Here is a 26,276-nt window from a genome sequence, read left to right on the forward strand (position 1 = left end):
TCAACAAAATCCATATGCAGCACCACAAAACCCATACACAACTCAACCACAACAACCGCAATATCAACAACAAATGTATCAACCAAACTACGACGCACGTGTCTCACCACCTAAACCACCAACAATAGATCCAACTCAGCCACAAATTTTACCGCCCGGACCAACACTAGACATTACACAACCACAAATCTTACCACCTGGACCAATTACTGAACCAACACAACAACAAATTCAACAAGTTGTCGGTACACAATTTTTACCTTTCAAGAAACCTGTACTAGATTTCGTAAAACCATGGGTAGATTACGGTTTAAATGAAGCAAAACATACATCACACGAACACGCATTAACAGAAGTTGCTGCGATTATGTTTTTAGTTGGTAAAGGCTTCAATCCGACGATTGCACATTATATCGTTGAATCTTGGGAGAAGAATGAGCAGTTTTAGGGTTGTTTATTTGATAAAATATAAAAAACACAAAAGTGCCAAACCCCTTATACCACAAGGGTTTTGGCACTTTTTAATATCTAAAACAAATTTTATTGAAATAATTATTTTTATAGATTTTCATACTTTTTTATATAGTACGTGAACATATACAGTACAAAAATACACCTTTGTATACACATTTTTAGAAACATCTTACGTTTATCAAACAATAACCAAAAGATGTACCTGCAACCTCATCATATAAATAATAGATATTAAAAAGAGGACACTATAAGCGCCCTCTTCCTTAGGTTTTAAATATGTTCTCCATGATCCATAAACACTTCAATTGCTTCGTTTTGTGGTATGTCTTTTGCATTAGTAAGACCAAAAGTAAAAACAGCGGATAACATCATCATTAATAAGATTGCTTTTTTCATTTTAGCGCCCTTCTTTCTATGCTCTTTTTGTCTGCATCTAAAGCGATGTGCAAATACTTGCTTGCTTTTCTATGATTTTCTGAACCATAGAATATTTCACCTAAAAGAGAAGCATATTCTTTTACCCAATCATATAATTCTTCTTTTTCAAAATACGAAATACCTTCTATAACCACATTTTCTAATTCTTCTTGCGGTACATAGTTATGTACTGCTTTTAAAATTCGGAAATGATGACGATAACATAAGTCGCTAATCTTATAGCCATTCTCAATATATTCATTAGCGATATGACTATAACCTAACTTAAAATGTTCTCTTGCTAAAAGAAACATAGTTTTAGCGTTATTTTCTAATGAATCCTCTAAGTGTTTAATTGCTAACTCTGGCATGTTTTGACTTGCGTATAAAAGTCCTAAATTATGCTTAACTCGTTTAATAAGAAGTTCATCATTAGATTTTTGGAAGGTACCTAGTGCTGAAAGTAAATATTCCTCTGCACTTTCGAATTCATTTAGTCGAATGTGTGCCATTCCTAAAGTATTTAAGCATGCTGCAGTTTTTAATTCATACCCTGGACTAATTGAAAATACTTCATTCGCCTTTGTAGCAAATTGAACTGCTAGGATCGGTTTTAATACGTGATAGTAATGGACTGCAAGCCAATAATTAAATTCAGCTTTTTCAATTTCATCATGCATGTACTCTAAAAACGTTTCAGCTTTTTCAAATTGCATTCTTGCTTCACTATGATTTGCTTTATTAATAGCGTAAATTGCTTTAAATAAATGATGATAGTACTCTAAAAATGTTTCTGTAGACTCTGGTAAAGGCTCGATTTTGTCCAGAATATCTTTTGTACTATCCATATCCCGAATTAGCAGTTTATACCGTGCATTCAATAAAGCGTAGTAGACTAATATTGTTTGGTCTTCCTTAATATTATTGATTTTATTTGCAATATCTTCTTTTATTTTCTGAGACTGTAATACACGTTGTGAAATCATAGCTTGATACCAGTCGTTTAATAATTTTGTGATTTCTTCTTTAGAAATAATGTCAACACTCATCTACTTCTACCCCCTTTTGTTAAATGTTATCATGACATGCTTGTTTGCATAAATAAGTTTTTGAATATTCTAACTTGAAAAAATCATTTTTGAATATTCATGTTAACAAAATGGTCCCTTTTCAAATCCAAAAAAGAACACACGTTTGTTTGTAGTGGAGTTAAAAAAACAAAAGTGAGGTATTACATCATGGAATATAACGGCTTTCCTGTAGTACGTGGAAGAGGTATGATGAAATGGAATCCGTTTGCTTCAATACCGGAGCAATACGAGGAAATACATAGAATGTTTGAGGAACAATATAAAGTACCTAAACCTTTTTTAACACAAGATACTATGGAACGAATAGAAAGAGCGTTAATGCAATCTTTTCACGAGGAAGAAGAAATACATATCTCATACTATCGTGATGGAATGGTGCAAGACATGTACATAAATGTATTACATATTGAACCGATGACGAAAACTATATATTGTACAGATGCTTTTGGTTTGAATACTAAGTTTAAGTTTGATGAATTGGTGAATATAAATTAAAAGAAGCCGCCCGACAGGACTGAAGTGCACCCCAATTGTTAGACACAGCCTAACAATTGGGGTGCACTTCACATATATAGGTGGCTTTTGTACGACAAAAAAAGAGCTCTGCTATACAGCAGAGCAAAAGAAAAATATATAACCCTATAAAAATAATACAAATTATTGATACTTTCAAAAGACGAAATTTAAATTTCCATCACAATAATACCTATGTTTAAGTATGAAACATTCTACCTTCCCTATAGCTATGAATATTCTTATTTTAGAATTCCATAGTATCCAAATAGCTCTTTGAGAAATACCTCAATACCGAACTTCTTCAAAGAATCTTTTCTTTATTCAAAGAGAAGTTCTAAAACTTTTTTCTTATCTTTGTCTCTTCCATAATGAATCAACCTATGACAGTTCGGACATATACTAACTATATTTCCAACAACATCTAAACTATTTTCAAAATCATGTTGCATTCTTAACGGTATTAGATGATGGGCCTCCATATAATTTTTTCGGCTGGCTTCCGATACAAATGTTTCATGTGTGTCATCTATTTCACATTTAAATTCTGCCTGTTTAATAGCTTGTTTAGCTTTTTTCGGATCACGAGGCCATACTTCCCTACCAGATTCCATTTTAGTTTTTTTTCGATTTTCCGATTTCTCTTCTTCTGCAATCTTTACTTTACTAAAATCCGAATCAATATTAGTAAATCCTTGTGGTGTATGGTTCAATTTGTAGCCAAAGAAAGCTGCGAATTCGATTGCTTTAATGTTTACAGGTTTTAGGTCCTTAATAAAATAGATGTATTCCCAAGTTTCATCATTATCGTTTGTTTTCTAAATTTTTCTAGCCACATCTGGGTTATGAGTCTTAGCAAAAATTGTCCCGAAAAACTTAAATTCCCCTTTAGAATATGCTAAAATCCCGTCACCCTCTTTTAACTTTTCCCATCTATCAACATTTGAAGAACCAGGAGTTGCTCCCCACATACATACATTCTCATGTAATTCATTATCTTTAAGTTTAGTTACTGTATCGGCATCTAAATCTGCTAAACATGTAGAAATAGGATATATTTTTTCAATAGTAGCTTCCAAATTTTTTATAGCACTATCATTACTTGCAGTAAAAAGATATAACATATTTAATTCCACCTTTTTTAAATTTCATTATATTTCTTTTTAGAGTCTCGAGATTTCTCTACTGGATATTTTTTATTATTTTTTCTATTTTGTTTATAATAATCTCTTCTAAGTCAATATCCAATTGATCTGCCAACTCATCTTTCATGTCTTCTTTTTTTGTTTCTACAGCTTCCTCACTGCTTTTCCACTGAAAATTCTCCAACAACTCACTCGCCTCTAAAGAAAGAGAAATAGCTAAATCTTTAGGATTGTGGAACTGCTTCCAGTTCCTATCATCCCGAAATTTTAGGACTTTCTCTAAAATAGTTTGATTCATTTTTTGAATCCCCCAGTTACTTTTCATTGGTAAACTCTTCTATTTATCAGGTAAACTATCATAAAAACGTTCAATGGCCGCTACTAAAACTAAATCTTCTAAATGAGCAGTTTTAGGGTTGTTTATTTTTAAAAACATCAAAAATGCCAAATCCCTTATATCACAAAGGATTTGGCATTTTTAAGTATCTAGAACACTCGCTAAGTTTAAGGAAAACTTAACAGACATGCGTCCGGCATAATGCTATGTCCACACCCAAGGATCGGTTACATAAAATAACGTATCTAACATGGGAAGTCTATTGGTCTTTTCCCCTTATAGTAACACTCTCTTCTACTAAGACCTTTTCTTTCTAGGACCTACAATTAATTTAATCGCTGTTCTATCTTCATTATTGATAGAAATCTCTTGAAATGCTGGTACGAAGGCTAAGTCAATACCACTTGGAGCGACGAACCCTCTTGCAATCGCAATTGCTTTAATCGCTTGATTTATAGCTCCAGCCCCAATCGCTTGAATTTCCACATTACCACTTGTTCTTAGTACACCCGCTATTGCACCCGCGACTGAATTTGGGCTTGATTTTGAAGATACCTTTAATATATTTTCCATGTAAGTTGCTCCCTCTATTATTTAATCTCTCTTTCGTTACAATTTTAAATATTTTAGCGTATCTTTAATTACTATTCACACCAAAAACAAACGATGCTTCATATGTACATTATTCTATATTTTCTGACTTCTTCCTGCTCAGCTACGCAAATAAAAAAATAAACTGAATAACCTAATATACATACAGTTAAATGCCATAACTTCACCAAATGATAACATCCATACAGCGAAAGATAATATTGCTGTTTGTCAGACGAAATTAATATAGTAAAGTGAAACTTTAATGAGTGGGGGTTTTGTTCATCCCCACCTAACTTCTTTGCTTTCGCTGAATTTTGAGATGGGAGTCTTACTGCTCGGAAAATAGCGGGATAAACGTTTCCTCGTTACTTCAATCTATTTAGAAATTCCATTTATTTTTCTATCAAATTATGAACCTTATCATCTTCAAAAGGTGTTACAGGTAATACCCAAATACTACATTTCATCATTTGACCACTTTATATTCCACATCTATCTCCTTTTATAGTACAAGCATACACGCCAATTGTGATTCACCTTCATAAACTACTATGTGGTTTAAATTTATTAAGAATAGGAGGTAATATATTGGGTTCATACTATCATTCTTCAAACTCGTATAAAAAATGTTCATGTGACCATTCACATAAACGCAGCTGTCCTGCATACGGAACTTTTTGGCAAACTGAATTTATAACTGTTCCTTTTGGCGATCCTTTTCCATTTAATCACGTTGGACCTTTAGCAGGAGGCGTTTCCTTACTAAATCCTACTACTATACACTTTAGACAATTTGGTGATTATAGAGTTTCGTTCATTTCCAGTATTAATACTACTTTAAATCCTGTATTTCCACATATCCCAGTCATAACTATATTTTTAAATAACAATCCACTTGCTAATAGTCAAGGTGACTTCGCTATTCAAATGAATACTTCATCAAATAACGAATGTCTTCAACTCGTTGGCGAAACGATTGTTACAGTGCCTGCTAATTCAACTCTTCAACTTAGAAATAATAGTGGTTTTAATCGTCAAAGTATTGTAACTTGTGACAATGGTATAAATTCAGTTGAATTAACAGTTACAAAACTAAGTTAATATTATTTCTTTACATTCAGATGCTATTTCAGCATCTTTTTTTATTGAATAACAGTTTTCTTCGACTTTTATTATCTTTCATCACGCAAAAAAAGTGCAGAATTCTTTCTAACACAAGATTTCTGCACTTTTTTATTATACTTATTTATTCTTCCTTATTTCTCTACATAAACCGACTTAACAATCGTACGATTATATGATTTTCCTTCTTTATTCATCCCTTTTATATCCATCGTAACGTTATATACTCCCGGTTGTTTTATATCTTTCAAAGCACCTGTAAATGTATTCGTATTAACATTTTGTAATTCATTAAATTCAGAGACTAACTTACCTTCTTTATTAACGACTCTTACTGTTATGGAAAGATCCCCTTTCATTTCAGGTGCTACAGGTGATTTTTTCAGTTTATACTCAGGTTTATTTACTTTAACTTTTGTAGGCATTTGAAGAACAAATGGCGCGCCACCCTTGTAATCGCTTACAACTAAATATGCATCTTTCGACTGCTTCGCCATCATTTTGATTTTCCATTCGCCTACTTCCAATTTATCAAACTTAAATGTTCTAATTGTCGCCCCATTAAAAAAAGATTCGCCTTCACTAGTAGTTATAGCGCTATCTTTATTTGCATAGATTTTTCCTTTTGGAGATACCATTTGTACTTCAACATCAGAAGAAGCAGTTAGTACAGAAACTATTCCTTCAGCCTTTTTATCAACAGAAATACTTTGCTCTATCCACTGATTTTGTGGTAATTCGCCTCCTAAAATATTTTGATTTGAAGTTGTATTTAATTGTTCTAGATTTTCATTTGAACTAGTGCTGGATGCTACTAAAGCTGGTAACCCCACATTTGTCGTACGTAAATATGGTTCAATTCGTGCAAAAACAGCTGATCCTTTTCTTATATTGTCATGATCAAATCTGGAATCTGTAAATAAATGTGTACCGTACGATAGCTTGGCACTCCATTCATTTACTAGTCCATCATTTGAACCGTACGATGATAAATATAACCCACCCATAGATAATGCAGAAAATGTTGGCCCCCAGCTAGTTCCAGTAGCCGTATAGTAACGGTTTAATTTAGCTGCTGGGTTGTTATCTATTATTGAACGAAACTTTGCCATTTCACCTATTTGTAACGAGTACGTACCATCATCTTTTTGACCTAATATAGAAGCAAGCCACCCTGCCCACCAACTATATGACAAATCTGCTAAATTTGAGCCGTGATGCGGTGTAGCAAGTGTAATAACATTTCCAACAAATCGATTCGCACCATATTCAACTAATGCAGCTTGTGTATCAATTCCACCTTTACTATGCGCTACAATATTAACTTTCTTACCGAAATGATTATATATTTCTTCAAGTTTTTGTGCCAACAATTTTCCGTTATCCCACTGACTAGCCGAACCTTTCCCCGCTGCATCATACAATTGTATAAACACTGTTTGATAGCCTGCTTTTAAAGCATAATCATACATATCATTTATATCATGATATACTGTCTTTCCATACCAACTATCAGCATTACCATTTCTTCCTTGTACAAAGAGAATTGGCGGTTTATTCTCATCATAATTAGCAGGTTTTTGGCCTAAAAACCATTCTCCAGGTGTGAATACTTCTGTATCAGGAAACCCCTTTCCAAGCTCTTTTACAACTTCTGCCTGTACATTTGTGCTAATCGTTGGAGCCATGATAAAAAATACAATTAGTAAGGCCACGCATCTTCTCATCAGTCGCATATTACTCCCCCTATTTTTTTGAAAGAAGGTGTTCTTTATAATATTTTATATTTTCCCTTCCTTAATAATAGCTAATCTTTTATTTTAAAAAGATGTTAGCCCTATTTTTAGAAGGTTACTAGTTGTATACCCTCTTCCTTAACTCTCGTTATTCTCTTTGTTTCTACCTCTTCCTTTTGATAGAATACGACAAAAAAGTTTCTCAATAATTGTTAACTTAGCTACATCCAGATATTTTTTAAATCAATATTGTTTATATAAAGCATACAAATCTTGAAAAAATTTTAGTAAAAAAACATTTTATTACTAGTTAGTTATTTAAAAATATAATAAAGATATGTACTTTCTTTTCATTAAATACAAACTAATTTTAAAGGAGCTTATATTATAAGACTTTCCTACGATTAAAAATTAAACTGAAATTTCAGAATATAAAATCACATTTCCAGAAACATATATTATGATAATTTCCGCGCACTTGAATTAACTTTTTAGAAGTACTAACCTATCGGTGAGCAGAAGAAAATTCTGTAAAAAGAAAGGAGAATACTTTATGATGACCAATTTACAAAAGGAGTTTTTTAAACGCTTAAAAATTCCTGCAAAAGAAATAACATTTGATGATTTAGATGAAATTCTCTTAAAAATGGGAATGATTCTCCCCTATGAAAATCTTGATATTATGGCTGGTACTATTAAAAATATCTCAAAAGATAACTTAATAGAAAAGTTACTTATTCAAAAACGAGGTGGACTTTGTTATGAATTAAACTCCTTATTGTATTATTTTTTAATTGATTGTGGGTTTCAAGTATACAAAGTAGCCGGTACTGTTTATGATCTGTACGATAATAAATGGAAACCCGATGATGGTCATGTCATTATCATATTAAGTCATGAGGGTAAAGATTATGTTGTGGATGCAGGTTTTGCATCTCATCTCCCTTTACATCCAGTCCCTTTTAACGGAGAAGTCATCTCCTCTCAAACAGGAGAATATCGAATTCGTAAGCGAAATACTCGAAAAGGTACGCATATTTTAGAAATGAGAAAAGGAGCTAACGGAGAATCTACAAGTTTCTTACAATCTGAACCTTCAAATGAATGGAAAATAGGCTATGCTTTCACTGTAGATCCAATAGATGAGAAAAAAGTGAATAACATTCAAAAAGTGATTGTAGAGCATAAAGAATCTCCTTTTAATAAAGGGGCTATCACTTGTAAATTAACTACTTATGGTCACATATCATTAACAAATAAAAATTATACAGAAACCTTTAAAGGCACTAAAAATAAACGACCAATAGAATCTAAAGATTATGCTCGCATTCTTCGTGAATCTTTTGGAATAACGCAAGAGAAATATGTAGGAAAAACACTAGAAAGAGGTTAGTTGACTACAAGTACTTCATAATAAAGCAGATTCTATATTTAGAATCTGCTTTATTTTATATTTTGTTATAAATTAATTTAATTTTGTTGTTACCCTTTAATTTTCAATTATATATTCATCATCATATTTATCGTATTGTAACCCTTTCCCTATCTTTGATTCTGTAACTTGATCTCTTAAAAACGGTGCAGCATCCATTTTGCTAGTTGCAATTTCAATTCCATATTTTTTCGTTAAATAAGCTAACTCTAGTAAAAACCACTCTCTTCGCAATGTAACTGGAATATCAAATGTTTTTCTTTTCATATATAATAGCACCTCTTTTATTTTCATAACTTAAAAACATCACTGGATGTACTTATTAAAACTACCTTTCACCGCTAACATCCAATGAAACATTATAGTATATGCATGTCCATTTCAAACGTGCTATCACAAATATGATATTTAAGTTTACATAATTATATTATGTAATAGTAGAAAAGGAAGGCATGTCCCTTCCCCTTCTACTATAGAGATTTAAATTAAGAACATCTTGGTACACCTAAAGCTAAAAATAAACCTGCTACTCCCGCAGTAATCGGTACTTTTAACGTAATAACATCGTCTACCTTCGTTACTAAAAAGTAAGCATTACCTTCTTGTAATATACAAGTTACCAACAATTGGAATTCCATTCAAATCTCCTCCTTTCAATCGATATACTATAATTTATGAAATCTCTTTCAAAACGTAATAGGATATATATCTATTTTTCCCTATATATAAAATAAATGTTTATAAGTCTAGTAAAAATATTAACTTTCTAAATTTATATAAAACGTGTAATATCCAATAAGTTCCTATATAATCAATAAGAAGAATCTTACAAATGGAGGTATGAAAATGACGATTTTAAGTAATATTGGTGCAGCTTTATTTTTTATTGCTTTTATTCTTTTAATCTTATGTATTATTTCATTCTTTAAGAAAAATGGAAAAGCAAAACAATATGGACGTCCTACCGTTATTCTTTTTATGATTTCTATTATATTAATAACGGCCGGTACAACAAAATCGGAACACCCCGTCGTCGAGTTTTTTTCTACTTTAAGTTTCATTCTATTTATATTCTTCCTTGTTCTAGCAATCTTATCTGTTATTAAGAAAACAGGTGTAGCGAAAAAACAATTTATTATTACAGCCGTATTATTTGTCATTTTTGTTGCGCTATCAGGTATTTCAGATCCTTCTTCTGAAAAAACGACAGCAACTAGTACAAAAGTTGCTTCTAACAATGAAGAACAGAAAGATAGCGAAAAGAAAAAAGAGGCGGACGAAAAAACTCAAAAGCAAGAAGATGAGAAGCGTCTAGCCGATGAACAAGCTCGTAAGCAAGAGGATGAAAAACGTCAGGCTGATGAACAAGCCCGTAAACAACAAGAAGAGCAAAAACGTCTAGCCGATGAACAAGCTCGTAAACAACAAGAAGAGCAAAAACGCCTAGCTGATGAGCAAGCTCGTAAGCAACAAGAAGAGCAAAAACGCTTAGCTGATGAGCAAGCTCGTAAGCAACAAGAAGAGCAAAAACGCTTAGCTGATGAGCAAGCTCGTAAGCAACAAGAAGAGCAAAAACGTCAGGCTGATGAACAAGCTCGTAAGCAACAAGAAGAGCAAAAAGCACAGCAAGCTCAAACACAACCTGCTTCAGGAAATACTAGTAGTGCATATTACAAAAATTGTGCCGCAGTTAGAGCTGCCGGGAAAGCTCCTCTATATAAAGGACAACCAGGTTATGACTCACATCTTGATCGTGATGGCGATGGAGTTGCATGTGAAAAATAGTAATAAAAAAGAAGCTTTTACTAAGCTTCTTTTTTATTATCTTAAAATATTCCGACTAATTATTCGTCACTTTTTAGCATCGTACAAGCAATTAGACAAGAATCTGCGAAGAAAACAATTGTGTTGGAAACTGATAAGCTAATGAATTTTACGATAACCGCAACATTATGGATATATAAAAACCAGTTGATTGCGAGAAACTAGTTTAATAAAGTTTCTATATGGGATATTCATTCAACCAACTTAGCGCTTGTTCATAATCATCAAAAAACTTCACAGATTCTTTTATATTGGCTTGCTGTAAATAATTCATTATCTCCCCCTCTTCAAGGAGAAACGCAATTGCCTTACTGTGATTCAAAATAGTTTCATTGAAGAACTTATCTTTCCATGCTTTTTGAACAGAAAAATGATTTGGCGTGTATCCTTTTCTATCCACCAACAATTTGTATTTCCGTCCCTCGGAAATGAATTGCTGACAAACTTGCTCAAAACCATTAAACCATTCATACACATCATCTGTTCTTATATTTCCAATTAAATGGGTAATAATTAAATCTCCTGAAACTGTTGTGCTGATATTCTGTTTATTCAATTTGAAATCATCTCCCTTAGTTACAATTATGCGTAAAAATCTCATAAAGTAAAACTTTAATCAGTGGGGGTTTTACTAGCTAGGAATAAAACTACAAATCATTATTTACTGTATTGCTCTTAGTTACGGAAACAATTATACTAGATGTAATTGAAATGAATAATCTGAATATTCTCAGAATTTAAGTTAGACCTTTACTATCTACATATAGAATTAGAAATATGTCCACTAAATTGATTAGAAAACGATAATAACATTAGGAGGATTACGATGCCCCAGCTTGATTCATTACATCCCACTGTAGAAAAAATAATCAATAATATTGAAAAAATAATGGTCGGAAAACGAAAAGAAACAATCTTAGCTTTGACAGCTCTCTTAGCTGAAGGTCATGTGCTATTAGAAGATGTTCCTGGTGTCGGGAAAACAATGCTAGTACGTGCTCTTTCTAAATCCATTGATGCTGATTATAAGCGAATTCAATTTACACCTGATTTATTGCCGTCAGATGTAACAGGAGTTTCTATTTATAATCCGAAAGAGCTCCAATTTGAGTTCAAGCCTGGACCAATTATGGGGAATTTTGTACTTGCTGATGAAATTAATCGTACATCTCCAAAGACACAATCTGCTTTACTTGAATGTATGGAAGAAGGCAATATTACAATAGATGGTATTACAAGACCTTTACCAAATCCGTTCTTTGTCATGGCTACACAAAATCCGGTCGAATATGAAGGAACATATTCTCTACCAGAAGCTCAGCTCGATCGTTTCTTATTGAAACTAAAAATGGGATATCCTACACCAGAGGAAGAATTTGAAATTTTAAACCGGATGGAAAAAACAAATCCACTCTCTCAATTACAAACCATTACTACAATAGAAGAATTAATTTATTTACAACAAAACGTACGGGTAGTAAGTATGGACAAAGCAATTAAGCATTACATTGTAAAGCTTGTTAATCAGACTCGTACGTACAGTTCTATACAGTTAGGTGCAAGTCCACGTGGCTCGATTGCTTTAATGAAAGCTTCACAAGCTTATGCATTTATCCATGGCAGGAATTATGTTATTCCAGACGATGTTAAATTTTTAGCTCCTTACGTTTTAGCACATAGACTCATTCTAAAAATGGAAGCAAAATTTGAAGGAATAACAGGAGAACAAGTTATCGGAAAAATCGTTGCACGAACTACCGTGCCTACTCAAAGGACGATGAATCCTTGATGAAACGAATGCTACGAGCGCTATATCACGTTATGAAGTTATTGCTACTCCCTTTATGTCTAGTCTTAACATTTATGTACGCTATGCTTCAAGGAGGGTTTGTCAGTTGGTTTTTGTTTTACAGCATAATTCCCATTGCTCTTTATTCGCTACTACTCCCCTTCTACGCTTTACGGGACGCTGAAGTAAAACGAATAACAAACCAAAATGGATATGTAGTAGGAGAACAATTTGTAAGCACGATTACAATAAAAAGAAAACTTCCTTTCCCCTTACTTTATTTAGTTATAGAAGATGAACTGCCACCACAATTTATAAGTTGTAAACAAACAAAGATGAATAAGGTAGTACTCTTCCCAGGATTGAAACGAAATATTTCGTTTCAATATGTTATTGACACAATCCCTAGAGGCGAGCACACTTTTTCAAGCGTTCGTGTCAAAACTGGCGATTTATTCGGCATGATAGAGAAAGAAGTAACTTTTTCAGTTCCAGATACATTTTTAGTCTATCCCCAGTATGTAGATATAGCATATCGACAATTGGAAAATCATTTCGAACAAGGAGCGCTTTCAGCAAATATAAATTCAGCAAAAGACTCTACAATCTCTGTCGGTGTCAGAGACTATAAACCTGGTGATCGCTTTTCATGGATTGATTGGAAAGCAACTGCACGAACAAACAATATTATGACAAAAGAGTTTGAACAGCAGCGCAGCCATAATGTCATGATATTCATAGACAGAACCGAGTCTCCTCTATTCGAATCAGTCGTCACATTTACTGCCTCTATCGTAAGGGCTGTCTTGAAACAAAATTCACCAGCATCATTCGTGTCTATCGGAAAAGAACAAACTATCTTCCCTTTAGACAATGGAGATACGCAGTTACAACAAATCCTTTGTCATTTAGCAAAAGTGCAAGCAGACAGTGTATTCCCGCTCTCCCAGAGTGTAGACATGGAACTAAGAAAAATTTATGAGCCCGTCACGGTTATACTCGTGACCAGTAATCTTTCTCCCGATATTCAAAAGGCGGCTGATTGTGCTGCTATAAAAAATAGAAAATGTATGGTTTTTGTCGTGAAAGAAAAAGCGAATCAACTTTCACACCGAGAAATCAGTATAATAGAAACTCTAAAAAAACGACAAATATTTGTAAACACGGTTTATGAAAACCGGTATACAAACGTGTTTTTTGAGGTGAGCAAATGATAACATTACAAACAAAATACAAGTGGGATACGAACAGATTCTTTATGCATGCATGTGTATTTCTTCTTTTACTAGAATGGCTAAGACCTCTTATAGGTATTACAAATGTAGGTAGATTAGATATTTTCGTAACATTTATAGGAATTTGCTTCGCTCTCTCTTTTTTTCAAACGAGGTGGCAGATTCCAATAAAAATTGTCACAGTCCTATTTATCATTCATTCCCTATATTATAAAAATGCTTTTATAAATCCATCTTGGCTAACAACATTTTTTTCTGATATGTCTCGAAATTCCTCCCTATTTTTCCAAGGGAATTTACTAGATATTTCTCCAGTTTTTCCGACGGTTTTATTTTTTCTCTCATTTTGGTTTTTGAGTTCTTTCACTTCATTTTGGATTATTCATAAAAAACGTGGGTTTCTATTTCTTGTATTGACTATTATTTATATCGCAACTTTTCATAACTTACATTTATACAATGCAAACTACGCTATTATTCGAACTGTTGTCATCGGATTTTTTATGCTTAGTCTTCTTCAAGTAGAACGAATAAAAGAGCGTGAACACTTACAAAATTATGCTAGGGAAATCTCAAAATTACTTAGACCACTTACAATATTTATTGTATTATTAGCAACCATCGCATACTTTGCTCCAAAATTTGGCCCTCAATGGCCAAACCCAATGGATTTTTTAAAATTCAACACATCTGAAGCAAGTAAAGAACAAAAAGTTTCTACAATTGGGTATGGTTTAGATGACTCGCGATTAGGTGGTCCTTTTCAGACGGATCCTACAATTGTTTTCACAGCACGAACGCAAAACAAACACTATTGGAGAGTAGAAACAAAAGATTTCTATACAGGAAAAGGCTGGGAAATTTCTGAAAATCCGAAAAAGATTTCTTTTAAAAATAAAAACGACATCGTAAGCTGGTACGAACAAAATACAAAAACGGAAACGACTGAGGCAACAATTACCATGCAAAAAAGTTACCCTCACCTTACCTATCCAGCAGGATTAGTATCAGTTGAGGCTTCTTCTGATGTATCATACAGTGTTGACCCGTTTTCAGAAAAAATTTATACAATGAATGAAGACTCTTCTACTACTTTACATTCGTATAAAGTAACATATGAGATCCCTGAGTTTTCCATAGAAAACTTGAAAGCTGTAAAAACAAATGAAGGTCAAGAAACAAACCCTTATTTTATGACAAAGTACACACAACTTCCCGAGTCATTACCACAGCGCGTAAAAGACTTGGCTGTCAATCTTACAAATGATAAAGACAACCGATATGATAAAGTATTAGCAATTGAAAATTACTTCACAGACAACTCTTTTACATACGAATCAACGAATGTCTTATTCCCTGCCAAAAGCCAAGATTATGTAGATCAATTCCTTTTCGATACAAAAAGCGGCTACTGTAATAATTTTTCGACGTCTATGATTGTACTACTTCGTTCTGCCGGGATTCCTGCTCGCTGGGTAAAAGGCTATACAGAAGGAACTCTTGACAATACACTTGCCTCTGCAGAAGGTGCGGATGTTTATACAATCACGAACGATAACGCACACTCTTGGGTCGAAGTATATTTCCCAGGATACGGATGGATTCCATTCGAACCAACAAAAGGATTTACCAATCCCTATAATTTTATAAATAATACGCCTGCTCCTATTTCACAAAATAGCGAAGCAAATAATTCTAATAACGAGCAAATACAACAACGAAATAATGAAGCAAAACTTAAAAGTTTAATAGAAAATACAGAAGAAGCTTCTACTAAAAAGGTCACAAATTCTAAAACTAGTTTTTCTTGGTGGTACGTATTCCTCTCTACGATACTAATTAGTATTATAGGATACATTCTCTTCACCACTAGAATGAAATGGATGACATTTCTTATTATTCATTTCTATAAATACCGAAAAAATGATGCTGTTTATCAAAAAGCTTACGGTGCACTTTTAAAACAATTTGCGAGAATTGGCATACCACGGAGTGAAAGTCAAACATTCCGAGAATACGCTCTCCATATCGATACACTTTACAACTCGGCCGATATGCAACAACTTACTGCCAGTTATGAGAACGCTATGTATAAACAGGAGCAGGCTGCAGAAGAATGGAAGAAATCTGTACACTTATGGGAAGTGCTTATGAAAAAAGCAGCTTCTCTACCTAAATCAGATGGCTTTGATACAGTTATTTAATCTTGAAAATGTGAGTTTAAAGAAAACGTCTCAAAGAACTACATTGTTCTTTGAGACGTTTTTTAATAAAGTGAAACTCCTAATTATTCTCCAAGTACCTTCTCAATCTCAACTTCTAAATCTACCGGCTTCGTCTGCGGCGCAAAACGCCCTACTACTTTCCCGTCTTTTCCGATTAAAAACTTCGTAAAATTCCATTTCACTGCTTTCATACCGAGTAAACCTGGTGCTTGTTCTGTCATGTATGTATATAAAGGATGAGCCTTATCACCTTTCACATCCACCTTTGCAAACATTGGGAAGTTTACACCGTAGTTTAATTCACAAAAACTAGTAATATCCGCTTCTGTACCTGGTTCTTGTCCCCCGAATTGGTTACAAGGGAATCCGAGTATTTCGAGTCCTTGGTCTTTATATTTATCATACACCTCTTGTAATCCTTTATATTGTGGTGTAAAACCACATTTGCTAGCTACATTGACAATAAGAAGTGCTTTTCCTTCGTAATCTTTTAACGATTTTTCTTCACCTGTAATTGTTTTAGCTGAAAAATCATAAACTGTCATTGTCTTTGCCCCTCTCTTCACTATCATTCTATGTTTATACTATACTACATTCGTGAATATACAGCTCTTATTACGTACTTAGACGCTGGAATGATAGCATTTACGTTTTTTTCATTAAATATAAAGAAACTGGGAATAAAGCATTTTACTGAAGCCTTGATTTATCAGGCTTTTTCCGTTTAATACAAATTTGATAATATACTCTTATATATGTTTGATAATCAAAATGTGGTCAAAGCCATTTTCTCACATAAAAAAGACCCTTTTCACTGAAGTGAAAAGGGTCTTAAAACATAGATATACTAACGTTTTGAGAACTGGAGTGATTGTTTTTTGGATTGCTAATCTATATAACTCCTCTTATATCGCCATTCTGAAGGCTTCCAATATGGACTAAAACGGATAAAATGGAATCTTGTAGAACAGCATTTGAACCAATTTGAACCATGTAAGAGGATAGTTGAATACAATTCACATTAAAAATCATCAAAATTAACAACATGATTCTCAATATCATATCCTAAGGTCCACATAATATCTTTAAATTCAATTTCCCTTGACTTCATTGACTCATCATAAAATTCAAAATTTATTAACTTATCTCGTATTTGAATAGTTAAATTATTTTCAATTTCTTTACCTGTTTTTAAAAACCTCACATCTCCAATTACAGATATTCCTAACATATTTTCAGATTTCTCTAATGAGACTATGATTTCATCTGAATGTAATAGTTTTTCTTTACCTCGGAAAAATTTCCGCCATATTTTTTGTAAGTCTCTACTATCAAATACTAAGTCTCTTGTATCAATCCCTGCAATTTCAAATAATTTATAAATATACCTTAATTTATCAGTCCTATTTAATCTAGTTCCCAATATAATTTCAGTTTCTTCATCAAAGAACAATTCTGTATACGAATCAAAAGTTGTGTTTAATTCTTCATGTTTAGTTGATATACATGGTATATTCATTAAATCCTTATATTTTAAATCTTTCATATTAATAACTGTAATAAATACTTTTTCCATCATTTCTTTCTGGTTATTTAAAGTATATACATCACCAAATAAAGTAAATACAATTTTTTCTTCTTTTGAAACATCCACTTCTTTAAATGTTTTAATCTCATTTGCTATGTGTTCTTTAGTAGCTTCATCTTCCAGACTAAAGTATTCAATAAAATCTTCGACCTTCATTAAATCTAATAGTTTACCAGTTTTTTTGTAGAACTCTATCTTTAATTGATCATGTACTACTCTTTCTTTACCTAACTTTATTCTCCAATCTGATTTTTCTTCTGACAAACCATCATTTGTTACAATTACAACTTTAGAGAATTTTCTCTTTTTTTCTTCATTAACTTGTAACAAATTTATTAAATCTTTCCATAAGACAAGATCTCCTGCTTTATCAGGAATAACTATGTCTCCAAATATCTTTTCTTTATCACCTTTACTTTTATCACAAAATCCTGGGGGGATATTCTTTGCATACCTATCATCCATATCTGATATATATTCATATATATTTTCTTGGGTATACATTTCTCCAAGAACACTTGAACTTTCAAACAATTTATCAATTCGATCTGTAAGGTCTGCTATTTTTTTTTCATACTCTGCTATCTTGGGTAGATTCTTTTCTGAATTAGAAAATCCTTTTAATTTTTCATTAAGTATATTTTCTATCTCAATACACTTATTTTCAATCTCCTTAACAGAACTTTCAACATATTCATTTATAGTTTCTTCTATATCCTTTTTGAGTAAATTATTTAATTGATCATAATTCTTTGATTTATTTCTAAAACTCTCAGATTTTAGTTTTTGTTTAATTGCTGGAATATCAAATATCTTTACCTTTTCAACAACTGAATTAACATAGTTTTCTAAAATGTTAATATCACTTTTTAAAGAATTGGTTACAGAATTTATATTGGATAAGAACTCTATATACGTCATAAAAGGAATATATATATTCTTCTTTTTATTTTCTAATGCTTTTATATAACTATCTCCATTAGAGTAACTTTGATAGGCATATAAGAAATAATTCGTATCGAAGACAAATAAAGTCTCCTCTGAATCTTCTTGCTTATATTTGTAGTTCAATGCAGACAAATAACTCATAATAACCTTCTTTCTACTCAAAAATTTTGCACTAATGCTAAACAAGTACTAATCTATAAAAGTATGATTTTATTAATTATCAATTTATATAATGAATTAACATCTATCTCTTATTATACGAGGATAAAACTACAAACCGTTTATTAAATTTCTTATGTCCGGAGCACCTTTCCTTTTATCTTCAGTTGTCCATGCAACCGTACTGTTCGTTTCCTTTAAACGTTCTATAAAGTCCTCAATTATCTCTACCTCACTGTCCGTATAAAGATAGAGTTTTCGCAAAGTTTTATCTTGTGGTGTGCCGATTGATAAATGCTTTGTTCCAATAAGTATGATTTTATCATTCTCATCAATACCTAATTCACTAATTACACCTTTGTTAGCCCTTATCGTTTTTATTTTCTCTTCCTTAGGTATTGTATTAGGGATTTTATCGTTAAGTTGCTCAAGAAATAATTTAAAATCAAAAGTGGTACCATTCTTTTGTAGACCGAGTTCAGAAATGATATCCTCTTTTTCTTTCTCTTTTATCCAAACTTCAAAATTCCCCTTTAAATGATTTCCATATGTTTTAAGTTTGATAATTTTGTTAATGCGCCTCAAATGTATGTAAAGTTCATCTCTTCTGGCTGAATCCTCTTCAGAAAGAAACATAATAAAAACAAATCTGCCCTTATTAATATTAATCTCAAAAGCAGTCATTTTATCATCTGAAACTAGTCCTTCCAAATATACTCCTTGAAGGTTAGTAAAATTGAATTTAGTTGCCATTCTAATTATTCACTCCCATAATTTTTTAACCTGTAGTAATTCTATTTGTTCCATCATGGATAAATCCTCTTCAATACCTTTTAACATAATTTTACACCAAACGACAAGTTAAGTCCAAATTATTCCAGTATGACTATTTGCATCGAAGAGATAACTTTTCAACCTATATTTAAATGCAGAGTGAATATATCCCTCTTGCCTCTACTTCTTTAAATACTTTATCGACTTCTTCTAATCCTTTTTCCTGATAACCGATTAATTTGTTTACGGTATTAAAGTAAATTGAAGATATTGAGAGATTAGCTATCACTCCTCGTTTTTCTTCAACCTTCTATAGTAAGTTTCCTAACATTTCTGGGAAATCTATTATCAGTTACTAATCAGTTTGAATTGATGCAAATTCCAGCAAACTACTAGACTTTTATGATGGAAAGTTTTACAATTAAATTGTGAACAAAATGTGACAGTTTATATTCCATTATAAAAGAAAAGGATGGTGTTCATTATGAAAACTGCACAACATGAAACGATTTCAAATCGCGAGTTTTATTTCGTACTATATATGATGTTATTGTATGTTACTGGCTGGGTAATCGATGTAAATGGTTTATTTTTAAGCTCCTACTTTAATTTAGCAGGAGAGATTATGCTTCCAATCGTTGGTGGCATAGTTGGACTGTTCGTTATGTCTATCAATAGAGAACAAACGAAATAACAACACTTTAAAAAGGCAGAAGACGAGCTTTCGTTTTCTGCCTTTTTCTATTTTAGCGTATAATAGAAACATGCAGTATATAAGGAGTGGTAAATATGAAAAAAGTAGAGCAATTATCTTCTCACCTATATCTTATTGATGATTTCGATTTACAGCATAATGAACGAACAGGTACGTACGTTTTATTAGGTGACGATATTACTTTAATTGAAACTTGTGCAGCCCCTTCTCTTCCGTATATTTTAGACGGCTTACAACAATTACATATTGATTTAAACGATGTTAAAAACATTATCGTTACACATGTGCATTTAGATCACGCTGGCGCAGCTGGTTTAATGATGGAGAAGTGCCCAAATGCTACGTTATATGTGCATTCTCGTGGTGCTCGTCATATGATTGATCCAACAAAACTCATTTTAGGTGCAAAAGCTGTCTACAAAGAAGATTTCAATAAACTCTTTGATCCAATTCTTCCAATTGAAGAAGAACGTGTTCATATTGTACAACATGGTGATACGTTAAAAATTGCAAAAGACCGCACCCTTACATTTTACGATACACCAGGACATGCGAAGCACCATATTAGCATTCACGATTCATTAACAAACGGGATTTTCACTGGTGATACAATTGGAATTTATTATAGAGAACTCGCAAACGTTGGTGTAGAACTGTATCTACCATCAACGTCCCCTTCACAATTTCAACCAGATGCGATGATTGCTTCTAAAAATCATATTCAAAGTATGGATGTAGATACTATTTATTTCGGTCATTACGGCGCATCCTCTCATGTTACAGAAGTATACAATCAACTGGAACATTGGCTACCTATTTTCGTTCAGACTGGTAAGGAAGTCTTTGAAAAGTATAATGATTTCGATGAAGCGACTAAAGCTTTACAAACTTTGTTAATGGATAAAATCTCTTCTCATCTTACAAAGTTAAACGTTCCATCAGATCATTCCGTTTATAATATTTTACATTTAGATATAGAAATTAGCGCAATGGGCATTATTGATTATTTCACGAAGCAAGAAAAAGCAAACTCCACTATTAACTAACAGTAAAAGAAGAGATATACAACAGTAGTTATTGTATATCTCTTCTTTTTTTGAATATATTTTGAGTAAAGGATGGTGGAATATAATGCAAAAAGTGATGCTATACCTCTGCTTCACATTATTTATCGTCTTATTATTATTTGTAGGAGTAAAAATTCAATTTTATTTAGATACAGATGCACAAGTGAACTTTAACGTTTATCCAAGATTATTCTACTTTACACTCTTCCCTCTTATAGTTGGCATTTTATTACGCTTTCTTCAATCTATTAATCGCGAAACGAGTAAACAAAACTGGAGCTTTCAACCGGATAAATTTATTGCTATTACAGTGCCTACACTATTCATTTCCTTTTCCCCAGCACTACTCTTTTCACCACTTGCCGAATACCTACCTTATTTAGTTAATATTATTCTAATAAATACAACTTTTGTTACGATTATTAGTTTAATAGCTGGTTATTCCCTTTTAGATTGTTTTATACAAAAGGACAATGCAACGATGAAAAAATATAATTGAATGCTCTATTTTCTTTTAATAAAGAAAGCTCAAAGCTAAAGCTTTGAGCTTTTTTACTTATCTCACCTTTTCATCTACATACTCCATAAACTGCTCCGCTTTAATAAATCTTTCTTTGTACGCCTCAGGTACTTCTTCTATTTTTATTGCACCAGTTGATTTTGTCTTCACTCGTACTATTTCATGTGTCATTAAAGCTTCCATATAGCGATCAAACTCTTCTTGCGTTAATACTTCTTTACTAGATTTATGACCATTTAATTTATCAAAGTATGGTTGAAGGCCCATACTTACCTTTTTCATTTCTTCTCTTTTTGCTGGTGATAATCCATCATAATCTATATTACCATTCGAATCTCCGTACGCAAGCTTTGCATTTGTTAATTTTTTTAGTTCTTTTGTAAACTCCTCATATTCCTTCGTGCCCATTTCATCTTTCGCTTCTGATAACTTTGCATTAAAACGCATATACGCTTCTAACGTCATCGCTCCGGCGTGTTTTTTTAAATTCTCAAAAGATCCGTATATACCATCCGCCATAATAGATTGATATGCAAAACCGGTCGTAGGGATTAAAAATGCTGCTGCAAGCACTCCGGCGATAAGGCGTCTCTTCACCTTACTTCCCCCGCGATTCATTTTGATTTGAACAATTATTTTTTCTTTTAACTCCGGCGGGGCAACAATACCCTTTGCTTCTTCTTGTATAGATTCCCTAACTCTACAATCTAAACTCATTTCACATTCCCTACCTCTCCTAAAAAAATTTCTTCTACTTGCTCTTTTTGACGTAGTTTCTTTAATGCCGCATGAATTCTAGATTTCACTGTACCGATTGGAATATGTAATATTTGTGCTACTTCTTCTTGTGAATAATCGTGTAAGTATCTTAAGATAATAACTTGTTTCAATTTATACGGTAATTTATGAATGAGTTCGATTAGTTTTTGGTTTGATATTTTACTTACAACATAGTTAGAAAAATCAATTTGCACTGGCTTTCTTTGCTCTTCTGCTTTTTTTATAATTCGTAGTCGCATCCACCTCTTTCTTCTATAAGAATGAATTTGTTTAATCGCAAGCCCAATTAGCCAAGGGCGAAATGGCTTCTCGCTATCATATTTACGAAGCGATTCATATAGCTGTATGTATACTTCTTGAACGACATCATCTACATCCATTTTATCTTCAATTAAAAAATGTGCTGTTTTATATACTTCTTGAATCGTTACATCATACAATTCGCTATACGCTTCTTTATTGCCTGATAAAGTTAATTGAATTAAATGTGCGTAATCTATTTCACCCTTCATATTCCAGCCCTCCTTTGTCTTACACTATATATTGGCAGGTAATTCATATTTCGTTCGATTTTTCCGAAAAAGTTTTTTATATAAATTAATATAATGATCCACTGAGTTCATAAGCTTCACTTATAACCACACATAACTATTATATAATTTTCCAATTTCTGATAAAGATTTAAAATAATTTATATAGTCAAATTTAGGAGGACATATAATGAAAGCTATCGTTGTAACGTCGTTCGGTGGTCCTGAAGTGATGAAATATACAGATTTTGATATACCGGCTATTTCAGAAGATCAAGTTTTAATTCGCGTAGTTGCTACTAGTGTAAATTTCGCTGATATTAAATCACGTTATGGCAAAAAAGGAAATAAAGCACTACCTTTTATTCCAGGTATAGATGCCACTGGTATTGTAGAACGTGTCGGTTCTCATGTGAAAAATATTCACCCTGGACAACGTGTCATTGCTTTTCCTCAAAATGGATCTTACGCAGAATACGTTGTTGCAAATGAAAATCTTACTTTCGTTTTACCCCATGAAGTCGCCTTTCAAACTGCAGCCGCTTGTCCGATCGTATCTTTTACAAGCTATAGTTTACTCGCAAATGTTGCAAGGATTCAAAAAGGTGAATCTGTACTCATTCATGCGGCTGCTGGCGGAATTGGCACTACTGCTATTCAACTTGCTAAACTATTAGAGGCTGGAACAGTTATAGGCACTGTCGGAAGTGAAGCAAAAAAAGAAATTGCTTTAGATGCTGGAGCTGATTATGTTATTTGTCATCAAGATGAAGATTTTGTAGAGAAAGTCAATGAACTGACAAATGGTGAAGGGGTTGATGTAATTTTAGACTCTATTTCTGGAACGGTTTCTGAAAGAAGTTTAAACTGCCTTGCTTATTACGGTCGCCTCGTTCATTTCGGTAATGCTAGCGGTGAAATTGGTAACTTTCAAACGAAAGATTTACATGCAAGTTGCCGTTCTATACTCGGTTTTAGCTTTGGAACCACACGAAAAAAGCGTCCTGAACTGCTCCAAGAAACTGCAAATGAAGTTTTCCGTTATTTGCGTGACGGACGTTTACAAATTAAGGCTACGAAATCTTTTCCACTTCAAAATGCAGGGAAAGCACATGAATGGGTCGAAAGTAGAAAAAGTACAGGGAAAGTAATACTAACTGTTCAGTCCTCTTCCTGAAATGAATACTGGAAACAGAGGTGGCATTCATGGGATCACGAATTATGCATGTTATTATCGCTAACGGTATTGCTGAGAAACTATCAATTCACGATAAGACTTCTTTCTTACTTGGAGCTGTAGCCCCTGATGCTGTTCATTCAAAAAAAGAAAAAGGAACCTCACATTTTTATGACGGTACAACGAAGAACTATACGAGAAGAATAGATTATGATTCATTTTTTCATAAATATGAATCACATATAGGTTCCCCATTTATTTTAGGCTACTATACCCACCTCATTGCCGATGATAATTGGCTAAGTGGATTTTTTCTACCTTGGCTAAAAAATAGAATAGAGAATGACGAAACTATCGCACCCCTGTACTATAACGATTTTAAATTGTTAAATGCAAAGTTGCTTCATCATTACGATCAAGAACAACAGCTTTTCTCTCTTCTCAATCAAGAGGCTCACATTGTGGATATTGAAGAGGTTTCTAAAGAAAACGTTTTAGAATTTCGAAAGTATCTTTTTGAAGATATGTTATATCCAAAGCAACATTTGCATGAAGACTTACAAGTATTTACGTTTGACCAAATTGTTGGCTATATTGAGACAGCTATTGAAAAAGGAGTATTTTTTATTAAACAACTCTCTAATGAAAAATCCACTTCAAAAATTTAATCCCCCTCAAATATATTTGAGGGGGATTTTCACATAGCAATATTATTATTGGTTCTTCTCCATAACCGCAAAATAATTCCCTTCGCTATCAGCAAAGTTAAACACTTTACCAGAAGGCATAGTTACCATTTCTCCAACAGTAACATTTTTATTTGTTAAATCTGTATATAGTTGATCAAGATTTTCTGAGAAGAACATTAAAGACGGTGTACCAAGATTCAATTCTGGGCTCATTTTCGAAATAACTTCTTTATTATGTAATATAATGCTCGTTTCCGCACCGCTTTTCGGAGCGATTTCAATCCATCTCATTCCTTGCTTATTATCTTCCTCTGCAACTACATGAAACCCTACCTTCTCCGTCCAAAAATTTACTGCCTCATCTTGATTATTTACATATAACATAATTTGTCCTACTTTATGGATCATTACATTTCCCCCTAATGGTTTTTATATTCTATGTAGCTTTCTACAAATACTATCGTTATTCCTTTTGAGTTGGTATGTACTTCTTTGCAAAATTTATCGACTGACTCATCCCATCCAGTTCATCAAAATAATCATTTCTTTCAATCATGTTATATCCGTCGAATCCAATTTTATCTAATACTTTGAAGAATATATCGAAATCTACTTCACCATTCCCTGCTGCGACTTCTATATACTTAGTTGAACGATCACTTTTCACTTCTTTACAATCTTTAATATGAGTTTGTACTATATAATCTTTTAATAGTAATAAACCTTCTCCCGGATTTTCATTTACATCACTTATTAAATTTGCTGGGTCAAAGTTAACAGCTAGTCCTTTCGAGTTTGCAGTTTCTAAAAATCGTTTTAATACTATTGCTTTTTCAGATCCCGTCTCAATGGCGAAGAATCCTCCAAATCTGAACGCTAAGTCCCCTATTTCATTACAAACACGTAGCATTTTATCATAGTACTCACTATTTTCATCATCAGGGATTTTCCCAATATGGGCTGTTACTACGTTAGCTCCTAACCCTAACCCTTTATCAGTAATATATTTAAAACTCTCTATTACACATTCAGCTTCAGTTCCTATTATTCCATTTTCTCCGAAGCTAATTGCTAATGACGGGACTTGAATCTCATTAAAAGATAAGTTTTCTTTTAAAGTGTTCCATTGTACCTTTGAAATGTTAGCTAAGTTGAAAGTCGGATTCATAGCATATAATTGAATATATTCTAAATCCCATTCCCTTGCTTTTTGTATTCCTTCGTTTACTTCAATATATTTTGTATTCAAAAACATTCCTAATTTCCTATCCATATGTGTACCTTCTTTTTATTATTTCGTGTCAGTTTAATATTCGACTTTTTTATATTATTTCCTCGTATAAACCAAATAAATAAACTACCCTTTTTTCGATACTCCCAGTAGAAGCATATATA

29 protein-coding genes and 1 pseudogene are annotated in these 26,276 nt (G+C 32.8%); 13 read left to right on the plus strand and 17 right to left on the minus strand.

The window, feature by feature from the left end; translation table 11 throughout:
• A pseudogene (locus tag MR107_RS15385) lies at nucleotides 1-448 on the plus strand (hypothetical protein); the annotation flags it as partial.
• A gap of 296 nt (nucleotides 449-744) precedes the next feature.
• Here MR107_RS15385 and MR107_RS15390 read toward each other — a convergent pair.
• The gene (locus MR107_RS15390; protein WP_000709201.1) at nucleotides 745-870 is read right to left on the minus strand and encodes an aspartate phosphatase; all 126 of its coding nucleotides are present in this window, start codon (nucleotides 868-870) and stop codon (nucleotides 745-747) included.
• The gene (locus tag MR107_RS15395) at nucleotides 867-1,940 is read right to left on the minus strand and encodes a response regulator aspartate phosphatase (RefSeq protein ID WP_000109855.1); all 1,074 of its coding nucleotides are present in this window, start codon (nucleotides 1,938-1,940) and stop codon (nucleotides 867-869) included. The genes MR107_RS15390 and MR107_RS15395 overlap by 4 nt, the downstream gene beginning before the upstream one ends.
• 189 nt (nucleotides 1,941-2,129) lie before the next feature.
• Between MR107_RS15395 and MR107_RS15400 the strand changes: the two genes are divergently transcribed.
• Entirely contained in the window at nucleotides 2,130-2,477 is a 348-nt protein-coding gene (locus MR107_RS15400) for a YolD-like family protein (RefSeq protein WP_075676935.1), read from the plus strand.
• A 338-nt stretch (nucleotides 2,478-2,815) separates the two neighbouring features.
• On the opposite strand, the gene MR107_RS15405 is transcribed toward MR107_RS15400, so the two are convergent.
• The 4 genes from MR107_RS15405 to MR107_RS15420 form a co-directional block, all read right to left on the minus strand.
• Nucleotides 2,816-3,208 carry an HNH endonuclease gene (locus tag MR107_RS15405; RefSeq protein ID WP_001016941.1) on the minus strand — a complete coding sequence of 131 codons (393 nt, stop codon included), beginning with the start codon at nucleotides 3,206-3,208 and terminating at the stop codon, nucleotides 2,816-2,818.
• Nucleotides 3,209-3,313: 105 nt separating this feature from the next.
• Nucleotides 3,314-3,619, minus strand: a complete 306-nt coding sequence (locus MR107_RS15410; protein ID WP_000966110.1) for a hypothetical protein — start codon at nucleotides 3,617-3,619, stop codon at nucleotides 3,314-3,316.
• 58 nt (nucleotides 3,620-3,677) lie between these two features.
• Complete coding sequence (locus MR107_RS15415; RefSeq protein ID WP_002025705.1) at nucleotides 3,678-3,965, minus strand: nucleoside triphosphate pyrophosphohydrolase family protein; 288 nt, start codon at nucleotides 3,963-3,965, stop codon at nucleotides 3,678-3,680.
• Between the two features lie 309 nt (nucleotides 3,966-4,274).
• Nucleotides 4,275-4,550 (minus strand): stage V sporulation protein S, encoded by a 276-nt coding sequence (locus tag MR107_RS15420; protein WP_000427799.1) that lies wholly within the window; start codon nucleotides 4,548-4,550, stop codon nucleotides 4,275-4,277.
• A 609-nt stretch (nucleotides 4,551-5,159) separates the two neighbouring features.
• On the opposite strand from MR107_RS15420, the gene MR107_RS15425 reads away from it, so the two are divergent.
• Nucleotides 5,160-5,672, plus strand: a complete 513-nt coding sequence (locus MR107_RS15425; RefSeq protein ID WP_000536148.1) for a hypothetical protein — start codon at nucleotides 5,160-5,162, stop codon at nucleotides 5,670-5,672.
• A 155-nt stretch (nucleotides 5,673-5,827) separates the two neighbouring features.
• On the opposite strand, the gene MR107_RS15430 is transcribed toward MR107_RS15425, so the two are convergent.
• Entirely contained in the window at nucleotides 5,828-7,429 is a 1,602-nt protein-coding gene (locus MR107_RS15430) for an esterase/lipase family protein (RefSeq protein WP_001238705.1), read from the minus strand.
• 553 nt (nucleotides 7,430-7,982) lie between these two features.
• Here MR107_RS15430 and MR107_RS15435 point away from each other — a divergent pair.
• Entirely contained in the window at nucleotides 7,983-8,822 is an 840-nt protein-coding gene (locus MR107_RS15435; RefSeq protein WP_059303890.1) for an arylamine N-acetyltransferase family protein, read from the plus strand.
• A gap of 96 nt (nucleotides 8,823-8,918) precedes the next feature.
• Here MR107_RS15435 and MR107_RS15440 read toward each other — a convergent pair whose 3' ends face one another.
• Nucleotides 8,919-9,128 carry a hypothetical protein gene (locus MR107_RS15440; RefSeq protein WP_000824197.1) on the minus strand — a complete coding sequence of 70 codons (210 nt, stop codon included), beginning with the start codon at nucleotides 9,126-9,128 and terminating at the stop codon, nucleotides 8,919-8,921.
• Between the two features lie 218 nt (nucleotides 9,129-9,346).
• Nucleotides 9,347-9,499: an exosporium protein ExsG gene (gene exsG, locus MR107_RS15445; RefSeq protein ID WP_000395679.1), complete on the minus strand. Its 153-nt coding sequence runs from the start codon at nucleotides 9,497-9,499 to the stop codon at nucleotides 9,347-9,349.
• Nucleotides 9,500-9,707: 208 nt separating this feature from the next.
• Here exsG and MR107_RS15450 point away from each other — a divergent pair, with 208 nt between their 5' ends.
• Nucleotides 9,708-10,646, plus strand: a complete 939-nt coding sequence (locus tag MR107_RS15450; RefSeq protein ID WP_226368557.1) for an excalibur calcium-binding domain-containing protein — start codon at nucleotides 9,708-9,710, stop codon at nucleotides 10,644-10,646.
• Nucleotides 10,647-10,863: 217 nt separating this feature from the next.
• On the opposite strand, the gene MR107_RS15455 is transcribed toward MR107_RS15450, so the two are convergent.
• Entirely contained in the window at nucleotides 10,864-11,286 is a 423-nt protein-coding gene (locus MR107_RS15455; RefSeq protein WP_078404081.1) for a SpoIIAA family protein, read from the minus strand.
• A gap of 225 nt (nucleotides 11,287-11,511) precedes the next feature.
• Between MR107_RS15455 and MR107_RS15460 the strand changes: the two genes are divergently transcribed.
• From MR107_RS15460 to MR107_RS15470, 3 genes are read left to right on the plus strand one after another with little or no spacing between them, the layout of a single operon-like run.
• Nucleotides 11,512-12,474, plus strand: coding sequence for an AAA family ATPase (locus MR107_RS15460; protein ID WP_242292499.1), 963 nt, complete (start codon nucleotides 11,512-11,514; stop codon nucleotides 12,472-12,474).
• The gene (locus MR107_RS15465; protein ID WP_078186670.1) at nucleotides 12,474-13,688 is read left to right on the plus strand and encodes a DUF58 domain-containing protein; all 1,215 of its coding nucleotides are present in this window, start codon (nucleotides 12,474-12,476) and stop codon (nucleotides 13,686-13,688) included. The genes MR107_RS15460 and MR107_RS15465 overlap by 1 nt, the downstream gene beginning before the upstream one ends.
• Nucleotides 13,685-15,913, plus strand: a complete 2,229-nt coding sequence (locus tag MR107_RS15470) for a transglutaminase TgpA family protein (protein WP_242292500.1) — start codon at nucleotides 13,685-13,687, stop codon at nucleotides 15,911-15,913. The genes MR107_RS15465 and MR107_RS15470 overlap by 4 nt, the downstream gene beginning before the upstream one ends.
• 83 nt (nucleotides 15,914-15,996) lie before the next feature.
• Here MR107_RS15470 and bsaA read toward each other — a convergent pair whose 3' ends face one another.
• The 3 genes from bsaA to MR107_RS15485 all read right to left on the minus strand — a co-directional run bounded on the left by bsaA (nucleotide 15,997) and on the right by MR107_RS15485 (nucleotide 19,382).
• Nucleotides 15,997-16,479, minus strand: a complete 483-nt coding sequence (gene bsaA, locus MR107_RS15475) for a glutathione peroxidase (protein WP_000219434.1) — start codon at nucleotides 16,477-16,479, stop codon at nucleotides 15,997-15,999.
• Between the two features lie 476 nt (nucleotides 16,480-16,955).
• On the minus strand, nucleotides 16,956-18,611 hold the full coding sequence (locus MR107_RS15480) for a PIN-like domain-containing protein (RefSeq protein ID WP_071727391.1): 1,656 nt from the start codon (nucleotides 18,609-18,611) through the stop codon (nucleotides 16,956-16,958).
• Between the two features lie 129 nt (nucleotides 18,612-18,740).
• Nucleotides 18,741-19,382 (minus strand): hypothetical protein, encoded by a 642-nt coding sequence (locus MR107_RS15485; protein WP_086404613.1) that lies wholly within the window; start codon nucleotides 19,380-19,382, stop codon nucleotides 18,741-18,743.
• Between the two features lie 505 nt (nucleotides 19,383-19,887).
• Between MR107_RS15485 and MR107_RS15490 the strand changes: the two genes are divergently transcribed.
• The 3 genes from MR107_RS15490 to MR107_RS15500 all read left to right on the plus strand — a co-directional run bounded on the left by MR107_RS15490 (nucleotide 19,888) and on the right by MR107_RS15500 (nucleotide 21,684).
• The gene (locus tag MR107_RS15490) at nucleotides 19,888-20,097 is read left to right on the plus strand and encodes a DUF3925 domain-containing protein (protein WP_000844982.1); all 210 of its coding nucleotides are present in this window, start codon (nucleotides 19,888-19,890) and stop codon (nucleotides 20,095-20,097) included.
• Between the two features lie 95 nt (nucleotides 20,098-20,192).
• Complete coding sequence (locus tag MR107_RS15495; RefSeq protein WP_088362695.1) at nucleotides 20,193-21,164, plus strand: MBL fold metallo-hydrolase; 972 nt, start codon at nucleotides 20,193-20,195, stop codon at nucleotides 21,162-21,164.
• An 85-nt stretch (nucleotides 21,165-21,249) separates the two neighbouring features.
• Nucleotides 21,250-21,684 (plus strand): hypothetical protein, encoded by a 435-nt coding sequence (locus tag MR107_RS15500; protein WP_001174535.1) that lies wholly within the window; start codon nucleotides 21,250-21,252, stop codon nucleotides 21,682-21,684.
• Between the two features lie 57 nt (nucleotides 21,685-21,741).
• On the opposite strand, the gene MR107_RS15505 is transcribed toward MR107_RS15500, so the two are convergent.
• Together MR107_RS15505 and MR107_RS15510 are read right to left on the minus strand one after the other, a co-directional pair.
• Complete coding sequence (locus tag MR107_RS15505) at nucleotides 21,742-22,422, minus strand: DUF3600 domain-containing protein (RefSeq protein ID WP_048656746.1); 681 nt, start codon at nucleotides 22,420-22,422, stop codon at nucleotides 21,742-21,744.
• On the minus strand, nucleotides 22,419-22,997 hold the full coding sequence (locus MR107_RS15510; protein WP_242292501.1) for a sigma-70 family RNA polymerase sigma factor: 579 nt from the start codon (nucleotides 22,995-22,997) through the stop codon (nucleotides 22,419-22,421). Before MR107_RS15510 ends, MR107_RS15505 begins: the two co-directional genes overlap by 4 nt.
• Nucleotides 22,998-23,205: 208 nt before the next feature.
• Here MR107_RS15510 and MR107_RS15515 point away from each other — a divergent pair, with 208 nt between their 5' ends.
• Together MR107_RS15515 and MR107_RS15520 are read left to right on the plus strand one after the other, a co-directional pair.
• The gene (locus tag MR107_RS15515) at nucleotides 23,206-24,192 is read left to right on the plus strand and encodes a quinone oxidoreductase family protein (RefSeq protein WP_242292502.1); all 987 of its coding nucleotides are present in this window, start codon (nucleotides 23,206-23,208) and stop codon (nucleotides 24,190-24,192) included.
• A 29-nt stretch (nucleotides 24,193-24,221) separates the two neighbouring features.
• Nucleotides 24,222-24,860, plus strand: coding sequence for a zinc dependent phospholipase C family protein (locus tag MR107_RS15520; RefSeq protein WP_048656743.1), 639 nt, complete (start codon nucleotides 24,222-24,224; stop codon nucleotides 24,858-24,860).
• A gap of 45 nt (nucleotides 24,861-24,905) precedes the next feature.
• Here the strand turns inward: MR107_RS15520 and MR107_RS15525 are convergent, their stop codons facing one another.
• Both MR107_RS15525 and MR107_RS15530 read right to left on the minus strand, forming a co-directional pair.
• Nucleotides 24,906-25,289 carry a VOC family protein gene (locus MR107_RS15525; protein ID WP_000581467.1) on the minus strand — a complete coding sequence of 128 codons (384 nt, stop codon included), beginning with the start codon at nucleotides 25,287-25,289 and terminating at the stop codon, nucleotides 24,906-24,908.
• Nucleotides 25,290-25,344: 55 nt separating this feature from the next.
• Nucleotides 25,345-26,154 (minus strand): sugar phosphate isomerase/epimerase family protein, encoded by an 810-nt coding sequence (locus MR107_RS15530; RefSeq protein ID WP_071740306.1) that lies wholly within the window; start codon nucleotides 26,152-26,154, stop codon nucleotides 25,345-25,347.
• Nucleotides 26,155-26,276: the final 122 nt, after the last annotated feature.

The sequence above is a fragment of the Bacillus cereus group sp. BfR-BA-01441 genome (assembly GCF_022663075.1).
Classification (GTDB): Bacteria; Bacillota; Bacilli; order Bacillales; family Bacillaceae_G; genus Bacillus_A; species Bacillus_A cereus.